Here is a 20,247-nt window from a genome sequence, read left to right on the forward strand (position 1 = left end):
GGCTGACTTGAATGTACCAAATCTATTTATACGTTTATGTAATTAATACTATCAATTAAACTTAAGAAAGCCATATGTCATTTGGGATAATATAAGTTTTTTAATTAACCTAGACTTGCGAATCAACTTCATGACTAATTTTCTAAAATAAATAAATATTAGGTAATCATTTGAGAAAAACTTAAGCAATGAATGTGTTGAAAAAGCTACAGAAATGATATCTGGCAGTCTATATAATTGATATTTGAAGGAAACATTATTATAAGTAAGGTTTTTTGAACGTAAATTCCTTATTATATGGTACAAGTCTGATATATCCCTAATAGATAGATTTAGCCCTTGCCCGCCGACTGGATGAACACAGTGAAAAGATTCTCCTATTAAAAGCTGCCTTTTTTTATTTATAAAGAGTGTAATTGATAAAGCTGTATTGAATATTTTAGGAGAATTTACTATGTAATCAGCTTCTACCCCGCCAGGTAGGAACCTTGCTAACTCATCTAATAATTGGGAATACCTATATTGAATACGTTTATGACATATTGCATGGGATGAGGTCCAAATTATTTGGTAGAAATTCTTGCCTAATGGAAGTATGGCTAATGGTCCATCCTTACAGAATATTTCCATTGCTGTAGTGTCGTTAATTCCTCTAAGTAATACTTTAAAAGAAATACATGCTTGGTCGTAAACATTAGAAAATGATAACCCAGAACATAACTTCTTGGCTTTTGAATTAAAACCATCTGCGGATATACACAAATCAAATTCGTCTAATTCATTGATTCCTTCGACTGATTGTATAAATTGAATATTTTTTTGGTTATGTATACGATTAGCTATGCATTCCATTAGCTTTGTATGCTCTATTATCCAACCTAGAGCTTGACAATCTTTATTATCTTTATATATATCCTTTATATTAAAGTTTATTTCTTCATTAATAATATTGTCCCTTACTATAAGTTTATTGAATTCCTGGAGGGAAGAGACTAATTCACTCCAAATATTAATTTCTTTAAAGAAATTGTATGAAGATTGTGTAATAGCATATGTTTTATCTTTATTAACTATATTTTTATAAGGTTCTTTATCATATAAATAAATTTTTATATTTAAGTTGGCAAGGGCTAAGGCCAATAGTGATCCTGTAGGACCTGCACCAACTATTTTAATCTTTTTATACGGGAGAATGTAATTCATCAATAACTTTCTTCGTTAATTCTGTAAAAGCATAATTCTTCAAATGCAGGCCTTAATAAATAAGGGTATTCACCAACCCATAGTTTCTGCTTGGGTAGCCATGCGTCGCTAGTAACTATTTGATTTTCATAGGTATTATTAATGGAAAAGATAAGACATCTAATCTTGGAACCAACTCTAATATTTTGATGTTTATCTTCTAAGGGAAATTTTAAATCTACTAAATAACCATCTTCATCACTAAGTTCAAGAACCATCCATGTCCTCCTATTTTCAATTAATTCTAGTTCACCTAGTTTATTAGCCTGCTCATGACGATTGATAATTTTTTCCTTAGTGTATATACTCGTTATCTCTCCCTGGAATAATGCTGCCTTATTATATTTTCTTAATTCTGAATTCTTCAAACTAGCTTCTAAAATAGGCCCCCATAATATATAAAGTAAACAACTTACACCTAATATAAGCCAAAATGGATATAGTTGGCTTGTAACTTGACTTTGACTAATTAATAGAATTAATACTCCTCCTATAGATGAGATCATGAATCTTTGTAGGATTTTTTGAGGATCTCCTGAAGAGGAATTGAATTGTTTGCCTGTTGCCACAGCAGGAATCAATTTCTGTAGTTCACCTGGTTTTAGTTTTATTATCATTAAATTAACTTTTCTAATCCGTATACGAGATTACTAAGATCCCTCACTTTTTTAGCAGCAATCTTTACACCCGGCATATAAGCTTTCCTATCAATTGTGTTGTGAGTTAAAACATATGTTTCACCAATTGATCCAAAAATGACTTCTTGATGTGCTACTAAGCCTGGTAATCGAATCGAATGGATATTCAAACCACTCTGTCTCTTCCCTCCTCTTGATCCTGTTAGAGATTCCTCCTCCTCTTGAGAGACGTTGTTAAAGAATTTTTGAGACTCCTCAATTAACTCTGCTGTTTTAATGCAAGTTCCGCTAGGTGCATCCTTTTTCTGGTTATGGTGCGATTCTATTAATTCTGCATGATCATAAAAATAACTTGCTGCTGAGGCGGCTTGCTGAAGAAGTACCATGCCAATTGAGAAATTTGGAATAATTGCTGTACCTATAGATGCTTTACTTGCAAAAATTTCAAGTTCTTTTATCTGTTCTGGGGTTAATCCTGTTGTTCCAATAACTGGGTGTACTCCATAGGCAATTGCCGCTCTAGTGTGTTCATAAACAACAGATGGCTGTGTGAAATCAATAAGGACTGGTGTATTTAAAGGAGATGAGTCTCTATACGCCTGACTTGCACTGCAAAGACAGCCTTCAAAGTCACTATTGAGGTGAATATCTAGTTTACCTATTTTCAAAACATCTCCAATGTCTTGACCTTCTTTATCTCTGTTTAGATCAATTGCTGCTATTAAGGAAAAATCTTCTGATACAGAAATAGTTTTGACTACCTCTGAACCCATTTTCCCAAGTGCACCTGCCACAAGAATCGGGATTTTGGTATTTTCTGTTTTAGTCATTAATTTAAAAAGTACGTAAATCAGATGTTTTTCAAATTAGTTGTAACAGCAATCAATTAAAAACCACAGTTTGCGCCTTATAAAAGTAGGCTTGGTCAAAATACTTAGAAAGATATGTTTACTCAGGTTCGCTCGGCCAATAGGAGAGTATCGCCTGTTGAGGGACAAACTCATAAATACGTAGTTAAGGCTGTATACCTTGTTTTAGAACCTCAATACCAAAATGCCTTATCTGAAGCAGCAAGAGCTCTAAATAAAATGGATAGTGAGATAGGAATTGAGTTGAATGGATATTTAATCGAAGAGCTTCGAAACGAAAATAATTTTAATGACTTCAAATCAGATATAGCTCAAGCTGATATTTTCATTGGCTCCCTAATTTTCATAGAAGATTTAGCCCAAAAAGTTGTCGAAGCAGTTGAACCTTATAGAGAAAACTTAAAGGCAGCAATTATCTTCCCATCTATGCCTGAAGTTATGAGGCTAAATAAACTTGGTACTTTCTCTATGGCTCAATTAGGTCAAAGTAAAAGTATAATTGGTGACTTTATGAAGAAGAAGAAGGAAAGTGATGGAGCTGCTTTTCAGGATTCAATGATTAAACTTTTAAATACACTTCCATCAATTCTTAAATATTTACCTATAGATAAGGCTCAAGATGCTCGTAATTTCATTTTAAGCTTTCAATATTGGTTAGGTGGAACACCAGAAAATTTAAAGAATTTTCTTTTAATGATATCTAGAAAATATGTCTTACAAGATGAGAATATAAGTGAAAATGGTAGTAATGATGTTGAAGAACCTGAGGTTTTCCCTGATTTAGGTATTTGGCATCCATTGTCATCACAAATGTTTGAAGATATCAATGAATATCAAAATTGGACAGCTAGCAGAAAAGATTTATCAATCAAATCAAAAAAAGGACCAGTCATTGGTTTAGTCCTACAAAGAAGTCACATAGTCACCGGAGATGATGCACATTATGTTGCAATTATTCAAGAACTTGAATTTAGAGGGGCAACAGTTATCCCTATTTTCTGTGGAGGATTAGATTTTTCAAAGCCAGTAGAGACTTTTTTCTATGACCCACTTAATAATTCACTACCTTTAGTTGATGGAGTCGTATCGCTTACAGGTTTCGCATTGGTAGGTGGACCGGCTAGACAAGATCATCCGAAGGCTGTAGAGGCATTAAAGAAGTTGAATAGACCATATATGGTTGCATTGCCATTAGTTTTCCAAACAACGCAGGAATGGGAGATTAGTGACTTAGGACTTCATCCAGTACAAGTAGCACTTCAAATAGCAATACCTGAACTTGATGGAGCTATTGAACCCATCGTGCTTTCGGGAAGAGATGATGCGACAGGAAAGGCGCATACTTTACAAGACAGAGTAGATGCAATTGCTGAAAGGGCAATAAGGTGGTCATCCTTAAGAATCAAAGACAGAAAAGAGAAGAAATTAGCTATAACAGTATTTAGTTTCCCTCCTGATAAAGGTAATGTTGGGACAGCAGCATATCTTGATGTATTTGGTTCAATTTTTAGAGTTTTAGAAGAACTTAAGAAGCAAGGGTATGACGTAAGAAATATGCCTAATAACCCAAAATCATTGATGGAAAGATTAATCAATGACCCTGAAGCCTTAGAAGGTTCTCCAGAACTTTCGATTGCTCATCGAATGAATGTAGAAGAATATGAAAGATTAACTCCGTATTCGGAAAGACTTGAGGAAAACTGGGGTAAGCCTCCTGGGAACTTAAATAGTGACGGACAAAACTTATTAATTTACGGATACCACTTTGGGAATGTTTTCGTAGGTGTACAGCCTACTTTTGGATATGAAGGTGATCCAATGAGATTGCTTTACTCTAAGAGTGCAAGTCCTCATCACGGGTTTGCAGCGTATTATACCTACCTAGAAAAAATATGGAATGCTGATGCAGTGCTTCATTTTGGAACTCATGGGTCTCTTGAATTCATGCCCGGTAAGCAAATGGGAATGAGTGAAACTTGCTATCCTGATTCCTTAATAGGTGGACTACCTAATCTTTATTATTATGCAGCAAATAATCCATCTGAAGCTACGATTGCAAAAAGGAGAGGTTATGCATCTACCATTAGTTATTTAACACCACCAGCAGAGAATGCTGGGCTTTATAAAGGACTTAAGGAATTAAGTGAGTTGGTAGGTTCATATCAACAGTTACGTGAAAGTTCAAGAGGAGTACAAATTGTCAATGCAATAATAGATACTTCTAAACAATGTAATCTAGATAAAGATATAAGATTTCCTAGCGAAGATGCCTCAACTATTGGACTCGATGAAAGAGATGAAATAGTTGGTTCTGTTTATAGACAATTAATGGAGATAGAAAGTAGATTATTGCCTTGTGGGCTTCATACAATTGGTAAACCGCCTACAGCAGAAGAAGCAATAGCAACTTTAGTAAATATTGCATCCTTGGAGAGAGAACAAGAGCAAATCAGATCCTTGCCGGGTTTATTGGCTGAATCTTTAGATAGAACTATCGAAGATATTTATAAAGGAAATAATAATGGCAATTTAAAGGACGTAGAGCTTAATAAACATATTACAGATACAGCTAGAATTGCAGTTCAATCTCTAGTTTTCTCTTTAACTGGTAAGGAAGGTAGAGTTACTCTTGACAAAAATTTGTGGACAAGATTTTTAGACTTTTTACGCAACCTCGGTATTCAAATTGATTCACCTTGGATAACAAGTTGTAGGAAAAATGGTTTTAATAAAATAAATGTTATAGAACTAGAAAATCTTTTTAAATATTTGAGTTTCTGTTTAACTCAAATATGTGCGGATAAGGAAATGGATAGTCTTTTAAAAGCTTTGGATGGCGATTATGTTCTTCCTGGTCCAGGCGGTGATCCCATAAGAAACCCAGCTGTTCTACCAAGTGGTAAAAATATTCATGCTCTAGACCCACAATCAATACCAACTGTCGCTGCAGTTGCCGCTGCAAAAGGTGTTGTAGACAAATTAATAGAAAAACAAAGGCAAGAAGAAGGTAATTGGCCTGAAACAATAGCCTGCGTTCTTTGGGGAACAGATAATATTAAAACTTATGGAGAATCATTGGCACAAATTCTTTGGTTTGTAGGAGTTAAGCCTAAACCGGATTCTGTAGGAAGAGTAAATAAACTAGAACTCATACCTTTAGAAGTACTTGGCAGGCCGAGAATAGATGTCGTAGTTAATTGTTCAGGAGTATTTAGGGATCTCTTTATTAATCAAATGGCATTAATTGATCAAGCAGTAAAAATGGCAGCTGAAGCAGATGAACCTTTAGATAAAAACTTTGTTAGGAAGCATTCCCTTGAACAAGCAGAAAAAGAAGGTATTGATATTAGACAAGCCTCTTGTAGAGTATTCTCTAATGCTAGCGGAAGTTATAGTTCGAATGTAAATTTAGCTGTCGAGAATTCTTCATGGGAAGAGGAAAATGATCTTCAAGAAATGTATTTATCACGTAAGACTTACGCCTTTGATGCAGACAATCCAGGTGAAATGAGTCAAAACCGGAATGTATTTGAATCGGTAATGAAAACAGCCGATGTGACATTTCAGAACCTTGATTCCTCAGAAATATCATTAACAGATGTAAGTCATTACTTCGATTCTGATCCAACAAATCTTATAAAATCATTGAGAGAAGATGGTAAAACTCCAAATAGTTTTATTGCTGATACAACTACAGCTAATGCACAAGTTAGATCTTTAAGTGAAACAATTAGATTAGATTCCCGTACAAAATTACTTAATCCTAAATGGTATGAAGGGATGCTTAATTCTGGGTATGAAGGTGTAAGGGAAGTATCGAATCGACTTAATTACACTCTTGGATGGAGTGCTACAAGTGGTCAGGTTGATAACTTTGTTTATGAGGAGTCTAATGAAACATTTATAAATGATCCTCAAATGAGGAAGAGGTTAATGGAATTGAATCCTCACAGCTTCAGAAGGATTGTTGGAACACTTCTCGAGGTAAATGGAAGAGGTTATTGGGATACCTCAGATGAAAACATTGAACAATTAAAAGAGCTTTACCAAGAAGTTGAGGACAAAATCGAAGGCGTCAATAAAGATTAGCAACTTTAAGTCCAGAGTTTAGAAGACATAACAATTGTTTCTTTTGTTTCCTTAACATCATGTACTCTAACAATGTCAGTTTTTGCTTGTACACATCTGCATATAACTGCTGATGTGCCCTGACTTCTTAATAAGGGATTTGGTTGGTTAATCACATCTCCAATAAACCTTTTACGTGAAGGTCCAACCATTAATGGATACTTTTTCTTCGTAAAAAATTCTAAATTACTAAGTAATTGCAAATTATGTTCTGTATCTTTTGCGAAACCTATACCTGGATCCCAAATAATATTTGCTTCTTTTATTCCTTTATCAATAGCAATAACTGTACGCTTATTTAACTCATCACAAACTTCATTACATACATTTTTGTAGTAAGCAAGGTTATTCATTGTTTGACTATTACCTCTGCTATGAGTAATTATGAAAGGACAGGAAGCATTAGCTACAATCTCAAGAATAATTGGGTCAATTCTCCCGCCGCTAATATCATTTATCCAATTAGCACCTAAATCAATAGCCTTTTGGGCTACTTTGCTATAAAAAGTATCAACCGAAATTATAAGTTCAGGAAATCTAGCTCTGATTGTTTTAAGGGTTGGAATCAACCTGTCCAATTCTTCCTGACTTTCAATTATTTTTGCTCCTGGTCTTGTGCTTTGAGCTCCTAAATCAAGTACATCTGCTCCATCTTCGATGCATGATTCTATTTTCTTAATTGCTAAATCTATCGTTTGATATGAGCCACCATCACTAAACGAATCTGGTGTCAAGTTTATAACTGCCATTATGCATGTTTTTTCTCTCCAGTGTTTTGGCCAAATATTTCTATTTAAGCTTTTCGTAATTAGAGATTCTTGCAAAGCTATTCGGGTCTAATGATGCACCACCCACTAATACACCATCGATGTCACTCATAGTCATCAATTCATCAATATTTCCAGGTTTAACTGATCCACCATATTGAATTATCAAGTCTGGACATTCAGCCCATTGACGTATTAATCCGCAAATTCTATTAGCTTCATTGGCCTCACATGTCTTCCCTGTACCAATAGCCCATATTGGCTCATAGGCGACTACAAGCTTCTCTTTAATAGTCTTTTCTAAACCCTGTTCAACCTGCCTTCTGATTACTCTTTCTGCTTCGCCTCTTTCTCTTTGTTCAAATGTTTCTCCAACACATACTATTGGTATTAGACCATTTGCCTGAGCTGACCTTGCCCTTAAATTAATTTGTTCATCGCTCTCACTGAAATACTTTCGTGGCTCACTGTGGCCGACAATTGCATATCTAACATTCAATTCCAAAAGCATGGTAGGAGAAATTTCCCCTGTAAATGCTCCATTATCCTCCCAGTGCACATTCTGACTTGATATATGAAGATTGGATCCTTGCGTGCAGTCCGATAGAGTTGAGAGGGCTGTAAAGGGTGGGGCAATAACAAGTTCCCTGTCATTTTGGGTATTTCTGACCAAAGGCAGATAAGTCGCTACAAATTCCTTTGCCTGTGCACATGTCATGTGCATTTTCCAGTTTCCAGCGATTACCGTTTTCCTCACGCCTTACCTGTATATCTCAATTACCCAACTTAGGGCTTTGTGTCTCCTTCTGAAAAGATGTGTTGAATATTGCCAAAAGATATCAAATCCCCATGAATCAATTTCCTCCCCCGTCTAGTCTCCTTATTGCCATTTACAAAAACTAAACCAGAATTTATAAGGTGTTTGGCCTGTCCACCGCTTTCAACAAATGTCTTCCATTTTAAAAATTGGTCTAATTTCATCCGAATGTCTTGTAAATAGAGTTGTTGAATTGAAGAAATGAACACAGCCTCTGAAATTAGTTTTCGACGGTTCATTCCAAAGTTATTCCCTCATAAAAGGGAATTGATTTGGGGTGCTCTAGCAATGATTGTGTATGTTCTCTGCTGGCCTATCTTAGCGTGGCTTGCAGGAAAACTCATACCTGCAATCGGTTCAGGAGATTTCCAACTTGTAATTACTGTAATTAGCCAAGCATTAATTGTTTTCTTAATTCAGAAGTTTGCACAATTTTTTCAGGATACACTTCTCGCTAAACCTTCATTAATATTAAGTCAACAACTTAGGCAGGATTTGTTTAAGAAGTTACAGAAAATTGAAATACAATCCATTGAGAAACTTTCATCTGGTGATATAGCTTATAGACTTACAGAAGATGCCGATAGAGTAGGTGAAGTAATATATAAAACTATTCAAGATACAGCGCCCTGTTTGCTCCAGTTAATTGCAGTATTTGGATATATGCTTATTTTAGACTATAAACTATCACTTGCAACTCTACTTTTAGCTCCTTTAATTTCTATTCTTGTTGGTAAGTTTGGTGAAAAAGTTTTATTTACAGCCGAAAAGAGTCAAGAACAAGTGAGCAACTTAGCCGGATTATTAAGTGAAGGGATACAAAGCTTGCCCTTAATAAGAGCTTTTGGAGTTGAAGACTGGTTCCAATCTAGATTTGACCAACAAGTAGAACTTCATAGAAAGGCACGGTTTAAAACACTTAAGTTACTAGCCTTGCAACATCCAGTTATTGGTTTTATAGAAGCATTTGGAATACTCTTTGTTTTAGCCTTTGGAGCTTTGAGAATACAAAGTGGCGATATAGATGGTCAAGGTTTTAGTAGCTTCTTCGCTGCCTTAATAATGTTGATTGATCCTATAAGCCATTTAACTACTAACTTCAATGAGCTTCAACAAGGGCAGGCATCATTAAAAAGACTAATTGAAATAGAAAATGAAACAATGGACCCTATTGAATCAAAAGATAATATAATTCTGCCTGAGAAGATATGTAATATTAGCTTTCAAGATGTATGTTTTTCTTATAACAATGATATCCAGGTAATCAATAACTTAAATCTTGATATTAATCCAGGAGAAGTTGCAGCTCTTGTAGGTCCTTCTGGTTCAGGAAAGAGTACAATTTTTTCGATGTTACTTAGATTTAACTTGCCAAATAGGGGGTCAATATTGTTTAATGAAATTAATTTATCAAATCTCAAAATATCAGATATTAGGAGAAAGGTAGCAATAGTACCTCAACGAGTAAATATTTTGTCAGGAACAATATCAGAGGCTATTAGTTTTGGCAGAAACGTCACTGAAGAAGAAGTAATAAAGGCTTCTAAGATTGCCAATGCACATGAATTTATTATGAATTTGAAAAATAAATATAATACTTTTATAGAAGAAAGAGGTACTAATCTTTCAGGTGGTCAACTCCAAAGGATATCGATAGCAAGAGCAATACTAGGCAATCCTTTAGTTCTTTTATTAGATGAAGCTACTAGTGCTTTAGATGCAGAAGCTGAATCTGCTGTACAAACTGGGCTAAAACAAGCCATGAAAGGTAGGACAGTACTTATAATTGCTCATAGGTTGTCTACAGTTCAAGAAGCAGATAAAATTATTTTTTTAAATAAAGGCACTATAGAGGAAATAGGAACTCATGATTATCTCATTAGCAGAGGTGGCATGTATAGTGATTTATGTCAAAAGCAATTTATTAGAAATTCAAAGTAGGATTCTACGATATTATAAAAAATATAATTTTACTACTTCTAATCATTAACTTAAACCATGGATAATGTGCCAATTAACGATTCTGAACCAATTTTAACTTTTGAAGGAAAAAGATATGAAATTAAAACATTACCTAACGATATCAAAGAACTCATCAAAGGATTACAGGTAGCTGATAATCAACTTAGACTTCATGAGGATACTCTTAAAGTCCTAGCTTTTGGCAGGCAATCTATGGCAAGAGAATTAAATGAAAAGCTTAAGGAGATAAATCCTATTTAAGTAAATGAGAGTTAAATTCTGTGGATATCTTGCAAGGCATTTATTGTTATACGTTGTTTTTGAAGTGCGGTTATTGCTTCAACAGCCGCTTTAGCCCCAGCCACTGTTGTCAAAGTAGGTACAGAATAGTCTAACGCTGCTCTGCGAAGATATTTATCATCAAATGCTGCTTGCCTCCCAATTGGTGTATTTATAATTAATTGTATTTTCCCTGATCTAATAAGGTCCTCTATATTTGGACGACCTTCATGAACCTTAAGGACCGTTTCCACGTTTATTCCAGATCGTTTAAGGTAACTTGATGTTCCTGAAGTTGCTATTAATTTAAATCCGAGATTAATAAGATTTTTAGCGACGATTACTAATGATTGTTTGTCCCTATCATGTGTAGATAAAAATACAACTCCTGATACAGGAAGAGCTTCCCCTGCAGCAAGTTCTGATTTTGCATACGCCATACCAAAAGATGAGGCTGATCCCATTACTTCCCCGGTGGATCTCATCTCTGGTCCAAGTACACTGTCTGTTCCAGGAAACCTCTTAAATGGCATTACTGCTTCTTTAATTGCCTGAAGAGGTGGTTGCGGTTCTTTGTTTATTCCAAGCTCAGAGAGTGATCTGCCTGACATTAGACTTGAGGCAATTCTTGCCAAGGGAATCCCCGTTGCTTTGGAGACGAATGGTACTGTCCTTGATGCCCTTGGGTTTGCTTCAATAATAAATACTTGCTCGTTTCCATTAAGGTCTTTTTGAACTGCAAATTGTAAATTAATTAGACCTAGTACATCAAGAGAAAGAGATATCGACTTTGTCCATTTTTTAATTATAGATATAGATTTCTGGCTTAAAGAAACTGAAGGTAAACAACAGGCAGAATCTCCTGAATGTATACCAGCTGGCTCTATATGTTCCATTAATCCACCAATAATAACTTCTTTGTTAGAATCACATAAAGCATCTACATCAACTTCAATTGCGTTCTCTAAATATTGATCTATAAGAACGGGATGTTCAGGCTCTATTTTAACTGCTTCCTTCATATATCTCCTTAATTCAGCATCGTCATAAACAATTTCCATAGCTCTACCACCAAGAACGTAAGATGGACGTACTACTAAAGGATAAGAAATCAATTTTGCTATTTCGAGGGCTTCTATCGCTGATCTAGCTATTCCATTTTTGGGTTGCCTTATCCCTAATTGGTTGAGTATCAAATCAAATTGTTCTCTATCTTCTGCACGATCTATAGATATTGGCGAGGTGCCTAACACTCTTGTTTTTGTCTTTCTACCCTCTGCTGTATTAAGCCAATTTAATATTGGCATTGCTAGTTTTAATGGTGTTTGACCACCGAATTGTATAATTATTCCTTCAGGAGATTCATATTCAATAATATTTAATACATCTTCTAATGTAAGTGGTTCGAAATACAAAATATCACTTGTATCATAATCAGTTGATACTGTTTCTGGGTTACTGTTTATCATTATCGTAGAGAATCCCTCCTTTTGGAATTGATATGAACAGTGGCAGCAACAATAGTCAAATTCTATACCCTGACCAATTCGATTCGGCCCTCCACCAAGAATAAGAACTTTCTTATTGGAGCTTACGTCTACCTCTCTACAAGTTTCCTTTATTTCGATAATGTCTTTATTAATTAATTGCTTTAAAGGTCTTTCATATGTAGAATAATGGTAGGGTGTTGACGAGGAAAATTCCGCTGAACATGTATCTACAGTTTTAAATGTAGGCACTACATTATATTTTTTTCTTAAAGATCGGACTTCAAATTCGCCCACATCTATCAACAGTGATATTTGCTTATCTGAAAAACCTAACTGTTTCAGCTCAAAGAGTTCATTTTCACTTATCTGTGATATTTGTTTACCACTAAGAATATTTTTTTCAGCATTAAAGATATTTCTCAGCTTGGAAAGAAACCAGCAATCTATGTTCGAAACACTATTTATCTCTTGGTCAGTCTTCCCGTGTGACATTGCCATTCTTATTGCGAAAATTCTCTCTGGAGATGGTGTTCTTAAAACTTTATCAATTTCTTTTATAGGTATTAGTTGATCATTGTCATTACTGCTCCATCCGTGTAAGCCAATCTCTAGTGATCTTATTGCCTTTTGGAATGATTCTTCAAAGCTCCTTCCTATCGCCATTGCTTCTCCAACTGACTTCATAGAGGTATTTAAAATATTAGAACTACCTCCAAATTTCTCAAAGGCAAAACGAGGGATTTTCGTCACTATATAATCAATAGTAGGTTCAAAACATGCTGGGGTTTTGCCCGTTATATCATTAGTTATTTCATCTAATGTATATCCAATTGCTAATAATGCTGCTATTTTTGCTATAGGGAAACCGGTTGCCTTACTTGCTAAGGCGGATGATCTACTTACTCTTGGATTCATTTCTATAACAACTACTTCACCATTGAGTGGGTTTACTGCAAATTGAATATTGCTTCCTCCAGTTGCTACACCTATCTCTCTTATTATTTTTATAGAATAATCCCTAAGTCTTTGATACTCCCTATCAGTTAACGTTTGTGCAGGAGCTACTGTAATTGAATCTCCTGTATGAATACCCATTGGGTCTAAATTTTCTATACTGCATACGATCACAACATTGTCTGAAATATCTCTCATCACCTCTAGTTCAAATTCTTTCCAGCCTAAAAGTGATTTTTCGATAAGAATTTGATTCATTGGGCTAGCCTCTAGCCCTTGCTTGCAAATAGAAACATATTCCTCTTGGTTATAAGCAATTCCTCCACCACTTCCACCTAAAGTAAATGCTGGTCGTATTATTCTGGGGAAAGAACCTATTTCTTTTCCTACATTTATAGATTCGTCAATAGTTGAAGCTATACCTGATGGGCAAACAGCAATACCTATATTTTTCATTGACTCCTTGAAAAGAAGTCGGTCTTCTGCTTTTCTGATTGAGGTCAAATCTGCTCCAATCAGTTCTATCTCGAATTGGTCTAAGACACCTTTCTCTGCTAGTTCAACTGAGATATTTAATGCTGTTTGCCCCCCCATAGTGGGAAGAAGAGCATCTGGTTTTTCTACCTCTATAACTTGTTTAATTACATCAAAGGATAAGGGTTCTATATAGGTTCTATTAGCAATTTCCGGATCAGTCATTATTGAAGCCGGATTTGAGTTTACCAATACAACCTCATAGCCCTCTTGTCTTAAGGCTTTGCAAGCCTGAGTACCTGAATAATCGAATTCACATGCCTGGCCTATAACAATTGGACCAGAACCTAGAATGAGAATGCGACGTATATCTTTACGCCGTGGCATTGGCTTTAATAATTTGCTCTAAATCGGTTAGCTTCACAAATAGCTGACTTAAATCGGCCATTCCAAAGCTAGTTACAATATAAATACTAGCTAAGTTGATTAACTTTGAAACAAGAACCATGAGCGAGCTTCAGCGACTGAAAGCGTTGCTGCCACCAGAAAATCAAAGTTGGGTGTTTATAGAGGCTTCAGCCGCTATAGATCCACCTTTAATCACTCTTGAAGAAATTGGAAGTGATGAGGTTGAAATACAACTCGATCTAGAGCAATGGGAATTTTTGGCTCAAGATCACAGAAACCTACTTTTTTGGCATGAAGTAGGACGTATTCAAAATGACACTATCCCAAGAGATGGATGGGAAATGGCAGCTCTTGCTATTGGCCTTGGGGGCGCAATTGGTGAACTGTGGGTTCAGGATGGGTTACTTCTTCTGATGGCTTTAGGCTTATCAGGTTTTGCTGGCTACAGACTTTATTTAAAAAATAATTCAGAAAAAAGGTTGCAAGACGCTATCTCAGCTGATGAAAGAGCTATTGATTTAGCTTGTAGATTCGGTTATAGCGTACCTAATGCATATAAGAGTCTCGGAGGTGCTTTGAAGGAGCTTGTTGATAAAACACGGAAGAAGAAGCAAAGATCATTTTATGAAAATAGACTTGATGCTTTAAGGAGAAGTGCAGAAAAGGCACGAGCAGAAATGGCAGAACAGCAAGGGTCGGGAGAATCTATTACAAGTGAAAATGTTTATGGATAGTAAAGAAATATTGTTTCTCGCTGCTAAAGCTTGTGATGAGAAAAAGGCTAAGAATATCAAGTTAATTAATATTGACAAGGTTTCGAGTATTGCAGAATGGATCTTAATTACTGAGGGGCTATCAGATGTCCAAGTTAGATCGATAAGTAAGTCTGTAGAAGATTGCTTAGCTAATAAGGCAAATCTTTTACCGCTGAGAAAAGAAGGAATTCAAGAAGCTAAATGGGCTCTACTAGACTATGGGGAAGTGATTATTAATATCTTTCAACCTAAAGAAAGAAGTTATTATGAATTGGAGTCATTCTGGAGTAATGGACTATTAATAGATTCATATGAGCAACTCTCCAGCTAATTATTGCCCTGTGCCTTCTGGCCAAATACCTCTTCATGAATACCAAGAATTTAGTAATTCATGGTTTTTAAAACTTCCTCTTTTAGATAAATCTGCTTTTATCAAGCTCCTCTTCCTTTCTTACATTATTATATTTCCTATTTTTTGCATAATTTATAATGCTAGTGCATACCTAAAATCCCACTTAATGCAATTAATATTTTTAACATGTATAAGTTCACTTATAGTTCCTATATTATTGTTAATTAGGCAAATAATTGTATGGAACTACATACATAATAGATTATATCTTAGACATATAGAATATGAGGAGTCAGATTGGCACGATGGGCAAAAATGGGTAAAAACGAAAGATATGCAGGATAGAGATAAGCTTATAGCTTCCTTTGAAGTAAGTCCGGTGTTATCTTATCTATATAAACTTATTAAGAATATTATTATTACTTTTATTGCCTTGATCATTTCCTATGGGTTTATTTACAAATTAGTATGAATAAGAATCTTTCCCATACCAGTAAAACAAATAGAGAAATAGAACCTATTGAAGTCAAGCTTGTAAGGGGTACAGATGTTGAATCAATTCATAGAGTACACGCAGTTGTTTGTGATGATAAAGGCAGAACTCTTATGGCGGCAGGTAACCCAGAATATTCCACCTTTATAAGATCAGCCCTAAAGCCTTTTCAAGCGATTCCCTTCGTTAGTAGTGGTACAGCTGAAAAGGTTAAATGTTTTGATCAGGGCATAGCAATTGCATGTGCTTCACACTCAGGCTCTGTGGAACACTCAAGAGAGGTTTTTAAAATTCTATGGAATTCCGATATAGAAGTGGAGCAATTGCAATGTCCAGTACCTAATGGAAAAAAAAGTAAGTTAGAACATAATTGTTCAGGAAAGCATGCTGCATTCATTGCCACATGCAAAAAAATGAATTGGCCTACAGATTCATACTTAGAACCTTCTCATCCACTTCAAGACGAAATTTCCCGTCGCTTATCAGAATTACTGGGTATATCCAAATATGAATTGGTATCTGCTAGGGATGATTGTGGAGCTCCAACACTAATAATGAAGTTGTCCCAAATGGCTAGCTTATACGCCAAATTAAGCAGTTCGCAAAATGCAGATTTAGAACAGATAAATAGAGCAATACTATCTAATCCATTCCTGATAGCTGGTCATGAAAGGTTTGATACAGAGTTGATAACCAGAGCGCATGGCCAATTAATCAGCAAAGGGGGAGCGGAGGGTATTCAATGCTTAAGCAGATATTCTGAAGGCATGGGAATAGCAATAAAAGCTGAGGATGGATCTAAAAGAGCGAAGCACGCTGTAGCACTTCATCTTCTAAAACAGCTTGATTGGCTTACGCCTACTGGTTTAGATGAATTAGAAAACCAATTCCTTAAGATGTGGCCTGGCCTTCAACTTGAAGTTCACGGCAATTTGCGTTTTCAGGAAACCTGAATTTTCACCCTGATGACATTCAATACCATGTATGCTGAATACATCGTCGCGGGGTAGAGCAGTCTGGTAGCTCGTCGGGCTCATAACCCGAAGGTCGGAAGTTCAAATCTCCCCCCCGCCACCAAAGATAAGCCTGTCTAAGACAGGCTTTTTTGGTTTTTGGTAAATATTTAGTAAGACCAAAAATCACATGTTTGGAAATACATAAGGTAAATCCAAAAAAAAAAGTCCTGCTGATGCAGGACTTTTTTATTTTATAGAAAACTAGATTTAGATATTAAAACTAGTTTAACTTTGTCGCTGAAGTTTCAAAGTTGTCAAACAACTTAGTGATGCTTCTGAAATCAAAGCCTAGAGCTCTAAGTCCATGCCAGAAGTGACCTTGTAAATATACAAAACCAATGTAGTAATGAACATTAGTCAACCATGCACGACCAGTATGAGCATCTGCAGCTAGTGAAGTGTCGGTATCAACCCAATAAGGTGCAACGCTTAACTTAAACTGAAGGATTTCGCCATAAAGATCTACAGGGTAGATAGTTGTATTGGTTGCACACCAAAGAGCAGCTACGAATGATGTGTAAGCAGCTCCTGCTAATGATGTTGAAAGAACGAACTCTGCAGATAAGATATCCTTACCTTTGAAAGCTGTGTATTCGCCATATTGCTTGGTAAGAATATGGAAGATACCACCAATACTCATAAAGAATGCCAAGAAGGCATGACCACCCATTACATCTTCCAAACTGCTAATAGAAAGGAAGTCTGCTTGGTGATTCCAAATCATTCCAAGGTCTAGGTTGTACTGAACTTGACGAACTGCACCAACTGCTGGGTCGTAAATTCCGTGAACTCTTGCCCATTCAACAAACTGTATGTTTCCAGCTGCTAAAAAGAGAAGATGGTGGCCAAGAATAAAAGTAAGTCTGTCTGGATCGTTCCAATCAAACTTAAATTTGTTAGCTCTTGAAGATTCAGGATAATTCTCCAACTTTTCTTCATACCTAAAGGCATGAAGCATTCCACCAGCTGCGTATACACCGGAAAGAATGAGATGAAGTATAGCTACAACCAACAACTGATAAGTGTCAGTGAAAACGCCATTTGCAATGCCACCTATTCCTAGTCCTCCTAGGTGAGGCAATACAACTAGGCCTTGCTGTCCGATTGGCAATGAGGCGTCGTAACGAGCTAGTTCAAAGAGAGTGTTTGCACCGGCTCCGAAGCAAATCAGGCCAGTATGCGCAATATGCGAGGAAATAAATCTGCCGGATTTGTTAGTAACTGCACCAGCATTTGCCGCATACCATGCATAGGAAACGTTTGGGTCTCCGTAGGTCTGCACGTTGATATGTAATAAAATACTGATCCAAGATATACAAAAGTTGCGAGAACAAGGGAGAAAATTTACATCGCTTAATTGAATATGTTCTCAATTCCATCTATTAAAAAAAGTTAAGATTGATTGATCTCCTATCCAAGACTGAATTGTTGAATTCAAGTTTTACAAGAACTTGATATTAATTTAACCTATAAATATACTTAAAGCCCAACACTTAGTATATTTTCTTACAAATTAGTTTTGATAAAAAAAAAGATAAGTATGTAGCTATAATTATAATTAGACTAAAATCGTAATAATATATGATTATAACACTTGATGATGCGTATAGGCCTAAAGGTCGTGAAAATAAGGGTTTTATCCTATTTCTATTTATATTTAGTAAATAATGTGGAAATTTACGGCCACAATGTTTACTCAAAGCAGAAGGAGCTGCTGTAAAAATAAAGTTAAGAATAGATAAATAGTGAAAAATACCTATTGCTCAAAAGTAAGATAAGCGCAATTTTGGGAAAATATTCTTTTAAATGAAAACACTCCCAGAGCTTGTCTTCACTTCAACCCATGGAGCGACAATACATAAGTACCAGCTTACCGGAGGGAAAAGATCTTTCATGAGGTACTTGGGATGCTACCTAGGCTCCTGCAAGTTCTTCAATGAATTAGACGATGCTACTACCTATATCGAGAGCACGAAACCCTGCTAAAAGTTCCAAGTAACTCTCAGCATATAATTTTAAAAGCTTGTGATATTCATACAAAATGAAACAAAGAAAAGATTGATATAACAAAAGTGTTTAATGAAGCTACAGATCTTTTTAATTCAGCTTTCTATCCCCACCTATTTCGTGGTGTACGGTAGTATCGGATTTATTCTTAAAGCCAGAAATTCTGGCTTTAATAAATGGTCATCAAACCATGAGCGAAGAAGGTGTAGCACAATTTAAAAAGGTCAACATTGGAACACAAAAATCCATAGATAAAACTCTATCGGGATCAAATAATCAGAAAAGGTTAGAAGTTAACTCATCAAAGCCAAATAATCAATTAAAGAATGGACTATTAGGCTGGTATGCCGTTTGTACTACAACGCAATTAAAAGACGGAAATAAACCTTATTTTTTTACTATGTATAATGAGCCCTTAATTATATATAGAGATAAAGAAAGTAATCTTAGATGCGTAAAGGATCTATGTCCTCACAGAGGCGCCTCATTTATCGATGGTGAGGTAGTTAATGGAGAACTAGTCTGTCCATATCATGGAGCACGCTTTTCGTCCAACGGTGAATGTACCAATCTAAGCAGAATAACTTGTAATCATATTGTAGACGAAAATTATGATAACTACGCTTCAAAGATTCACTTATATCAATATATATGCAAGGAGGTAAGCAACTATATCTATATATATTATACAGGAAGAGCTAAGACAAATTTAAGCGAGTTTGATGTAAAAGATAGTTTAGAATCCCGTTTAATAGATTCTTATGGATTTAAAGAGAATGATTATGCTTATGAAGAGGTAAGTGTCGACTTTAAATGTGATTGGGCGAGGATTATCGAAAATCATCTTGATATCCTGCATTTATTTTGGGTTCATGGAGATACAATTCCAGATAATGATGTAAATAGGGAAGTTATTACAAGTTTCAATCAAGAAATCACCAAAGAGAAAGATCAGATTGAAAGTAAATATAAGTATAAGGATAAACAAAAAGGTGAATTTATTAGAATAAAATTTCTACCTCCTGGAAGAATAGTCATTTATAAGGGAGAACCTAAGGATTCTAGGTATATACAAGTCTTAGATCATATCCCACTTTCAAAGAATCAATCCAGAGTCATAGTAAGACATTATCGTAAGTTTATGAAAAATAAAGTGCTTACTAACATATTACTCTTTAGGCAACTTCAACACAGAGTATTTTATAAAGTATTTTCAGAGGATTATATGATTTTAAGAACTCAGACCTATAATAATCAGATGGGTTATGTAGAAAAAGATAATGTTAAATTGTTAGGTGAAGATAAAATGGTTCAATACTATTGGGATTGGTTCAAAAATTCAACGGCTATAGATCAACCCTGGCAATTACATCCAACAAACGCAGATACTAATACTGTGTTTCAGGACATATCAATGTTGTATCCACCAGCGAACACAAAGCTAGATAAACAAAACAAAATAGATATATATGCAAATCTTCTTCTAAGGTTACTAATACCGATAGGTCTTATTATATTAATTCTTTAATGAGTCAAAATCGAAGGCCTGCCTGGCTTAATTGGCTCTACCTATTAATATTTTTATTTAGTAGTTGG

General features: G+C 35.4%; 16 protein-coding genes and 1 tRNA gene. 9 read left to right on the forward strand and 8 right to left on the reverse strand.

The annotated features are described in order from the left end of the window. Positions 1–51: 51 nt before the first annotated feature. The 3 genes from O5635_RS01900 to dapB are packed head-to-tail and all read right to left on the reverse strand — an operon-like array spanning position 52 to position 2,710. Complete coding sequence (locus O5635_RS01900) at positions 52–1,203, reverse strand: FAD-dependent monooxygenase (RefSeq protein WP_036902928.1); 1,152 nt, start codon at positions 1,201–1,203, stop codon at positions 52–54. Beyond that, a complete protein-coding gene (locus O5635_RS01905; RefSeq protein WP_036902925.1) occupies positions 1,203–1,859 on the reverse strand; it encodes a hypothetical protein in 657 nt (218 codons plus the stop codon). Before O5635_RS01905 ends, O5635_RS01900 begins: the two co-directional genes overlap by 1 nt. Next, positions 1,859–2,710: a 4-hydroxy-tetrahydrodipicolinate reductase gene (gene dapB / locus O5635_RS01910; protein WP_036902922.1), complete on the reverse strand. Its 852-nt coding sequence runs from the start codon at positions 2,708–2,710 to the stop codon at positions 1,859–1,861. The genes O5635_RS01905 and dapB overlap by 1 nt, the downstream gene beginning before the upstream one ends. A gap of 114 nt (positions 2,711–2,824) precedes the next feature. Between dapB and O5635_RS01915 the strand changes: the two genes are divergently transcribed. Next, positions 2,825–6,838 (forward strand): magnesium chelatase subunit H, encoded by a 4,014-nt coding sequence (locus O5635_RS01915; protein ID WP_036902919.1) that lies wholly within the window; start codon positions 2,825–2,827, stop codon positions 6,836–6,838. A gap of 5 nt (positions 6,839–6,843) precedes the next feature. Here O5635_RS01915 and folP read toward each other — a convergent pair whose 3' ends face one another. Genes folP through O5635_RS01930 form a run of 3 tightly spaced genes read right to left on the reverse strand, consistent with a single transcriptional unit; the run spans position 6,844 to position 8,700 of the window. Next, entirely contained in the window at positions 6,844–7,626 is a 783-nt protein-coding gene (gene folP, locus O5635_RS01920) for a dihydropteroate synthase (RefSeq protein ID WP_036903690.1), read from the reverse strand. Between the two features lie 40 nt (positions 7,627–7,666). Next, a complete protein-coding gene (tpiA, locus tag O5635_RS01925; protein WP_036902916.1) occupies positions 7,667–8,401 on the reverse strand; it encodes a triose-phosphate isomerase in 735 nt (244 codons plus the stop codon). 29 nt (positions 8,402–8,430) lie between these two features. Next, positions 8,431–8,700 carry an RNA-binding S4 domain-containing protein gene (locus O5635_RS01930; RefSeq protein ID WP_332299669.1) on the reverse strand — a complete coding sequence of 90 codons (270 nt, stop codon included), beginning with the start codon at positions 8,698–8,700 and terminating at the stop codon, positions 8,431–8,433. Here O5635_RS01930 and O5635_RS01935 point away from each other — a divergent pair. Further along, entirely contained in the window at positions 8,663–10,402 is a 1,740-nt protein-coding gene (locus O5635_RS01935; protein ID WP_036902914.1) for an ABC transporter ATP-binding protein, read from the forward strand. The genes O5635_RS01930 and O5635_RS01935 overlap by 38 nt on opposite strands. A 57-nt stretch (positions 10,403–10,459) precedes the next feature. Next, a complete protein-coding gene (locus tag O5635_RS01940) occupies positions 10,460–10,684 on the forward strand; it encodes a DUF6447 family protein (protein WP_036902912.1) in 225 nt (74 codons plus the stop codon). 11 nt (positions 10,685–10,695) lie between these two features. Here the strand turns inward: O5635_RS01940 and carB are convergent, their stop codons facing one another. Then, positions 10,696–14,007, reverse strand: coding sequence for a carbamoyl-phosphate synthase large subunit (gene carB / locus O5635_RS01945; protein ID WP_036902910.1), 3,312 nt, complete (start codon positions 14,005–14,007; stop codon positions 10,696–10,698). A gap of 119 nt (positions 14,008–14,126) precedes the next feature. Here carB and O5635_RS01950 point away from each other — a divergent pair, with 119 nt between their 5' ends. From O5635_RS01950 to O5635_RS01965, 5 genes are all read left to right on the forward strand, one after another. Further along, positions 14,127–14,762: a DUF3318 domain-containing protein gene (locus O5635_RS01950; RefSeq protein WP_036902908.1), complete on the forward strand. Its 636-nt coding sequence runs from the start codon at positions 14,127–14,129 to the stop codon at positions 14,760–14,762. After that, a complete protein-coding gene (gene rsfS, locus O5635_RS01955) occupies positions 14,755–15,114 on the forward strand; it encodes a ribosome silencing factor (protein WP_036902907.1) in 360 nt (119 codons plus the stop codon). Before O5635_RS01950 ends, rsfS begins: the two co-directional genes overlap by 8 nt. Continuing rightward, a complete protein-coding gene (locus O5635_RS09395) occupies positions 15,095–15,607 on the forward strand; it encodes a CGLD27 family protein (RefSeq protein WP_036902904.1) in 513 nt (170 codons plus the stop codon). The genes rsfS and O5635_RS09395 overlap by 20 nt, the downstream gene beginning before the upstream one ends. Continuing rightward, entirely contained in the window at positions 15,604–16,581 is a 978-nt protein-coding gene (locus tag O5635_RS01960; RefSeq protein WP_036902901.1) for an asparaginase, read from the forward strand. The genes O5635_RS09395 and O5635_RS01960 overlap by 4 nt, the downstream gene beginning before the upstream one ends. A 47-nt stretch (positions 16,582–16,628) precedes the next feature. Beyond that, positions 16,629–16,705 (forward strand) — tRNA-Met (locus tag O5635_RS01965). Between the two features lie 159 nt (positions 16,706–16,864). Here the strand turns inward: O5635_RS01965 and O5635_RS01970 are convergent. After that, on the reverse strand, positions 16,865–17,926 hold the full coding sequence (locus O5635_RS01970) for a chlorophyll a/b binding light-harvesting protein (RefSeq protein WP_036902899.1): 1,062 nt from the start codon (positions 17,924–17,926) through the stop codon (positions 16,865–16,867). Positions 17,927–18,841: 915 nt separating this feature from the next. Between O5635_RS01970 and O5635_RS01980 the strand changes: the two genes are divergently transcribed. Next, positions 18,842–20,179 carry a Rieske 2Fe-2S domain-containing protein gene (locus O5635_RS01980; RefSeq protein WP_036902897.1) on the forward strand — a complete coding sequence of 446 codons (1,338 nt, stop codon included), beginning with the start codon at positions 18,842–18,844 and terminating at the stop codon, positions 20,177–20,179. Positions 20,180–20,247 lie beyond the last annotated feature (68 nt).

Source organism: Prochlorococcus marinus str. MIT 0919, assembly GCF_027359375.1.
In the GTDB taxonomy this organism is placed as follows: Bacteria; Cyanobacteriota; Cyanobacteriia; order PCC-6307; family Cyanobiaceae; genus Prochlorococcus_D.

Bases quoted from the DNA above. Each gene is read 5' to 3' on its own strand.
- rsfS (WP_036902907.1), top strand. From the start codon at position 14,755: ATGGATAGTAAAGAAATATTGTTTCTCGCTGCTAAAGCTTGTGATGAG.
- O5635_RS01950 (WP_036902908.1), top strand. From the start codon at position 14,127: ATGAGCGAGCTTCAGCGACTGAAAGCGTTGCTGCCACCAGAAAATCAA.
- carB (WP_036902910.1), bottom strand. From the start codon at position 14,007: ATGCCACGGCGTAAAGATATACGTCGCATTCTCATTCTAGGTTCTGGT.
- O5635_RS01915 (WP_036902919.1), top strand. From the start codon at position 2,825: ATGTTTACTCAGGTTCGCTCGGCCAATAGGAGAGTATCGCCTGTTGAG.
- O5635_RS01960 (WP_036902901.1), top strand. From the start codon at position 15,604: ATGAATAAGAATCTTTCCCATACCAGTAAAACAAATAGAGAAATAGAA.
- O5635_RS01980 (WP_036902897.1), top strand. From the start codon at position 18,842: ATGAGCGAAGAAGGTGTAGCACAATTTAAAAAGGTCAACATTGGAACA.
- dapB (WP_036902922.1), bottom strand. From the start codon at position 2,710: ATGACTAAAACAGAAAATACCAAAATCCCGATTCTTGTGGCAGGTGCA.
- folP (WP_036903690.1), bottom strand. From the start codon at position 7,626: ATGGCAGTTATAAACTTGACACCAGATTCGTTTAGTGATGGTGGCTCA.
- O5635_RS01930 (WP_332299669.1), bottom strand. From the start codon at position 8,700: ATGAACCGTCGAAAACTAATTTCAGAGGCTGTGTTCATTTCTTCAATT.
- O5635_RS01905 (WP_036902925.1), bottom strand. From the start codon at position 1,859: ATGATAATAAAACTAAAACCAGGTGAACTACAGAAATTGATTCCTGCT.
- O5635_RS01900 (WP_036902928.1), bottom strand. From the start codon at position 1,203: ATGAATTACATTCTCCCGTATAAAAAGATTAAAATAGTTGGTGCAGGT.
- O5635_RS01940 (WP_036902912.1), top strand. From the start codon at position 10,460: ATGGATAATGTGCCAATTAACGATTCTGAACCAATTTTAACTTTTGAA.
- O5635_RS09395 (WP_036902904.1), top strand. From the start codon at position 15,095: ATGAGCAACTCTCCAGCTAATTATTGCCCTGTGCCTTCTGGCCAAATA.
- O5635_RS01935 (WP_036902914.1), top strand. From the start codon at position 8,663: ATGAACACAGCCTCTGAAATTAGTTTTCGACGGTTCATTCCAAAGTTA.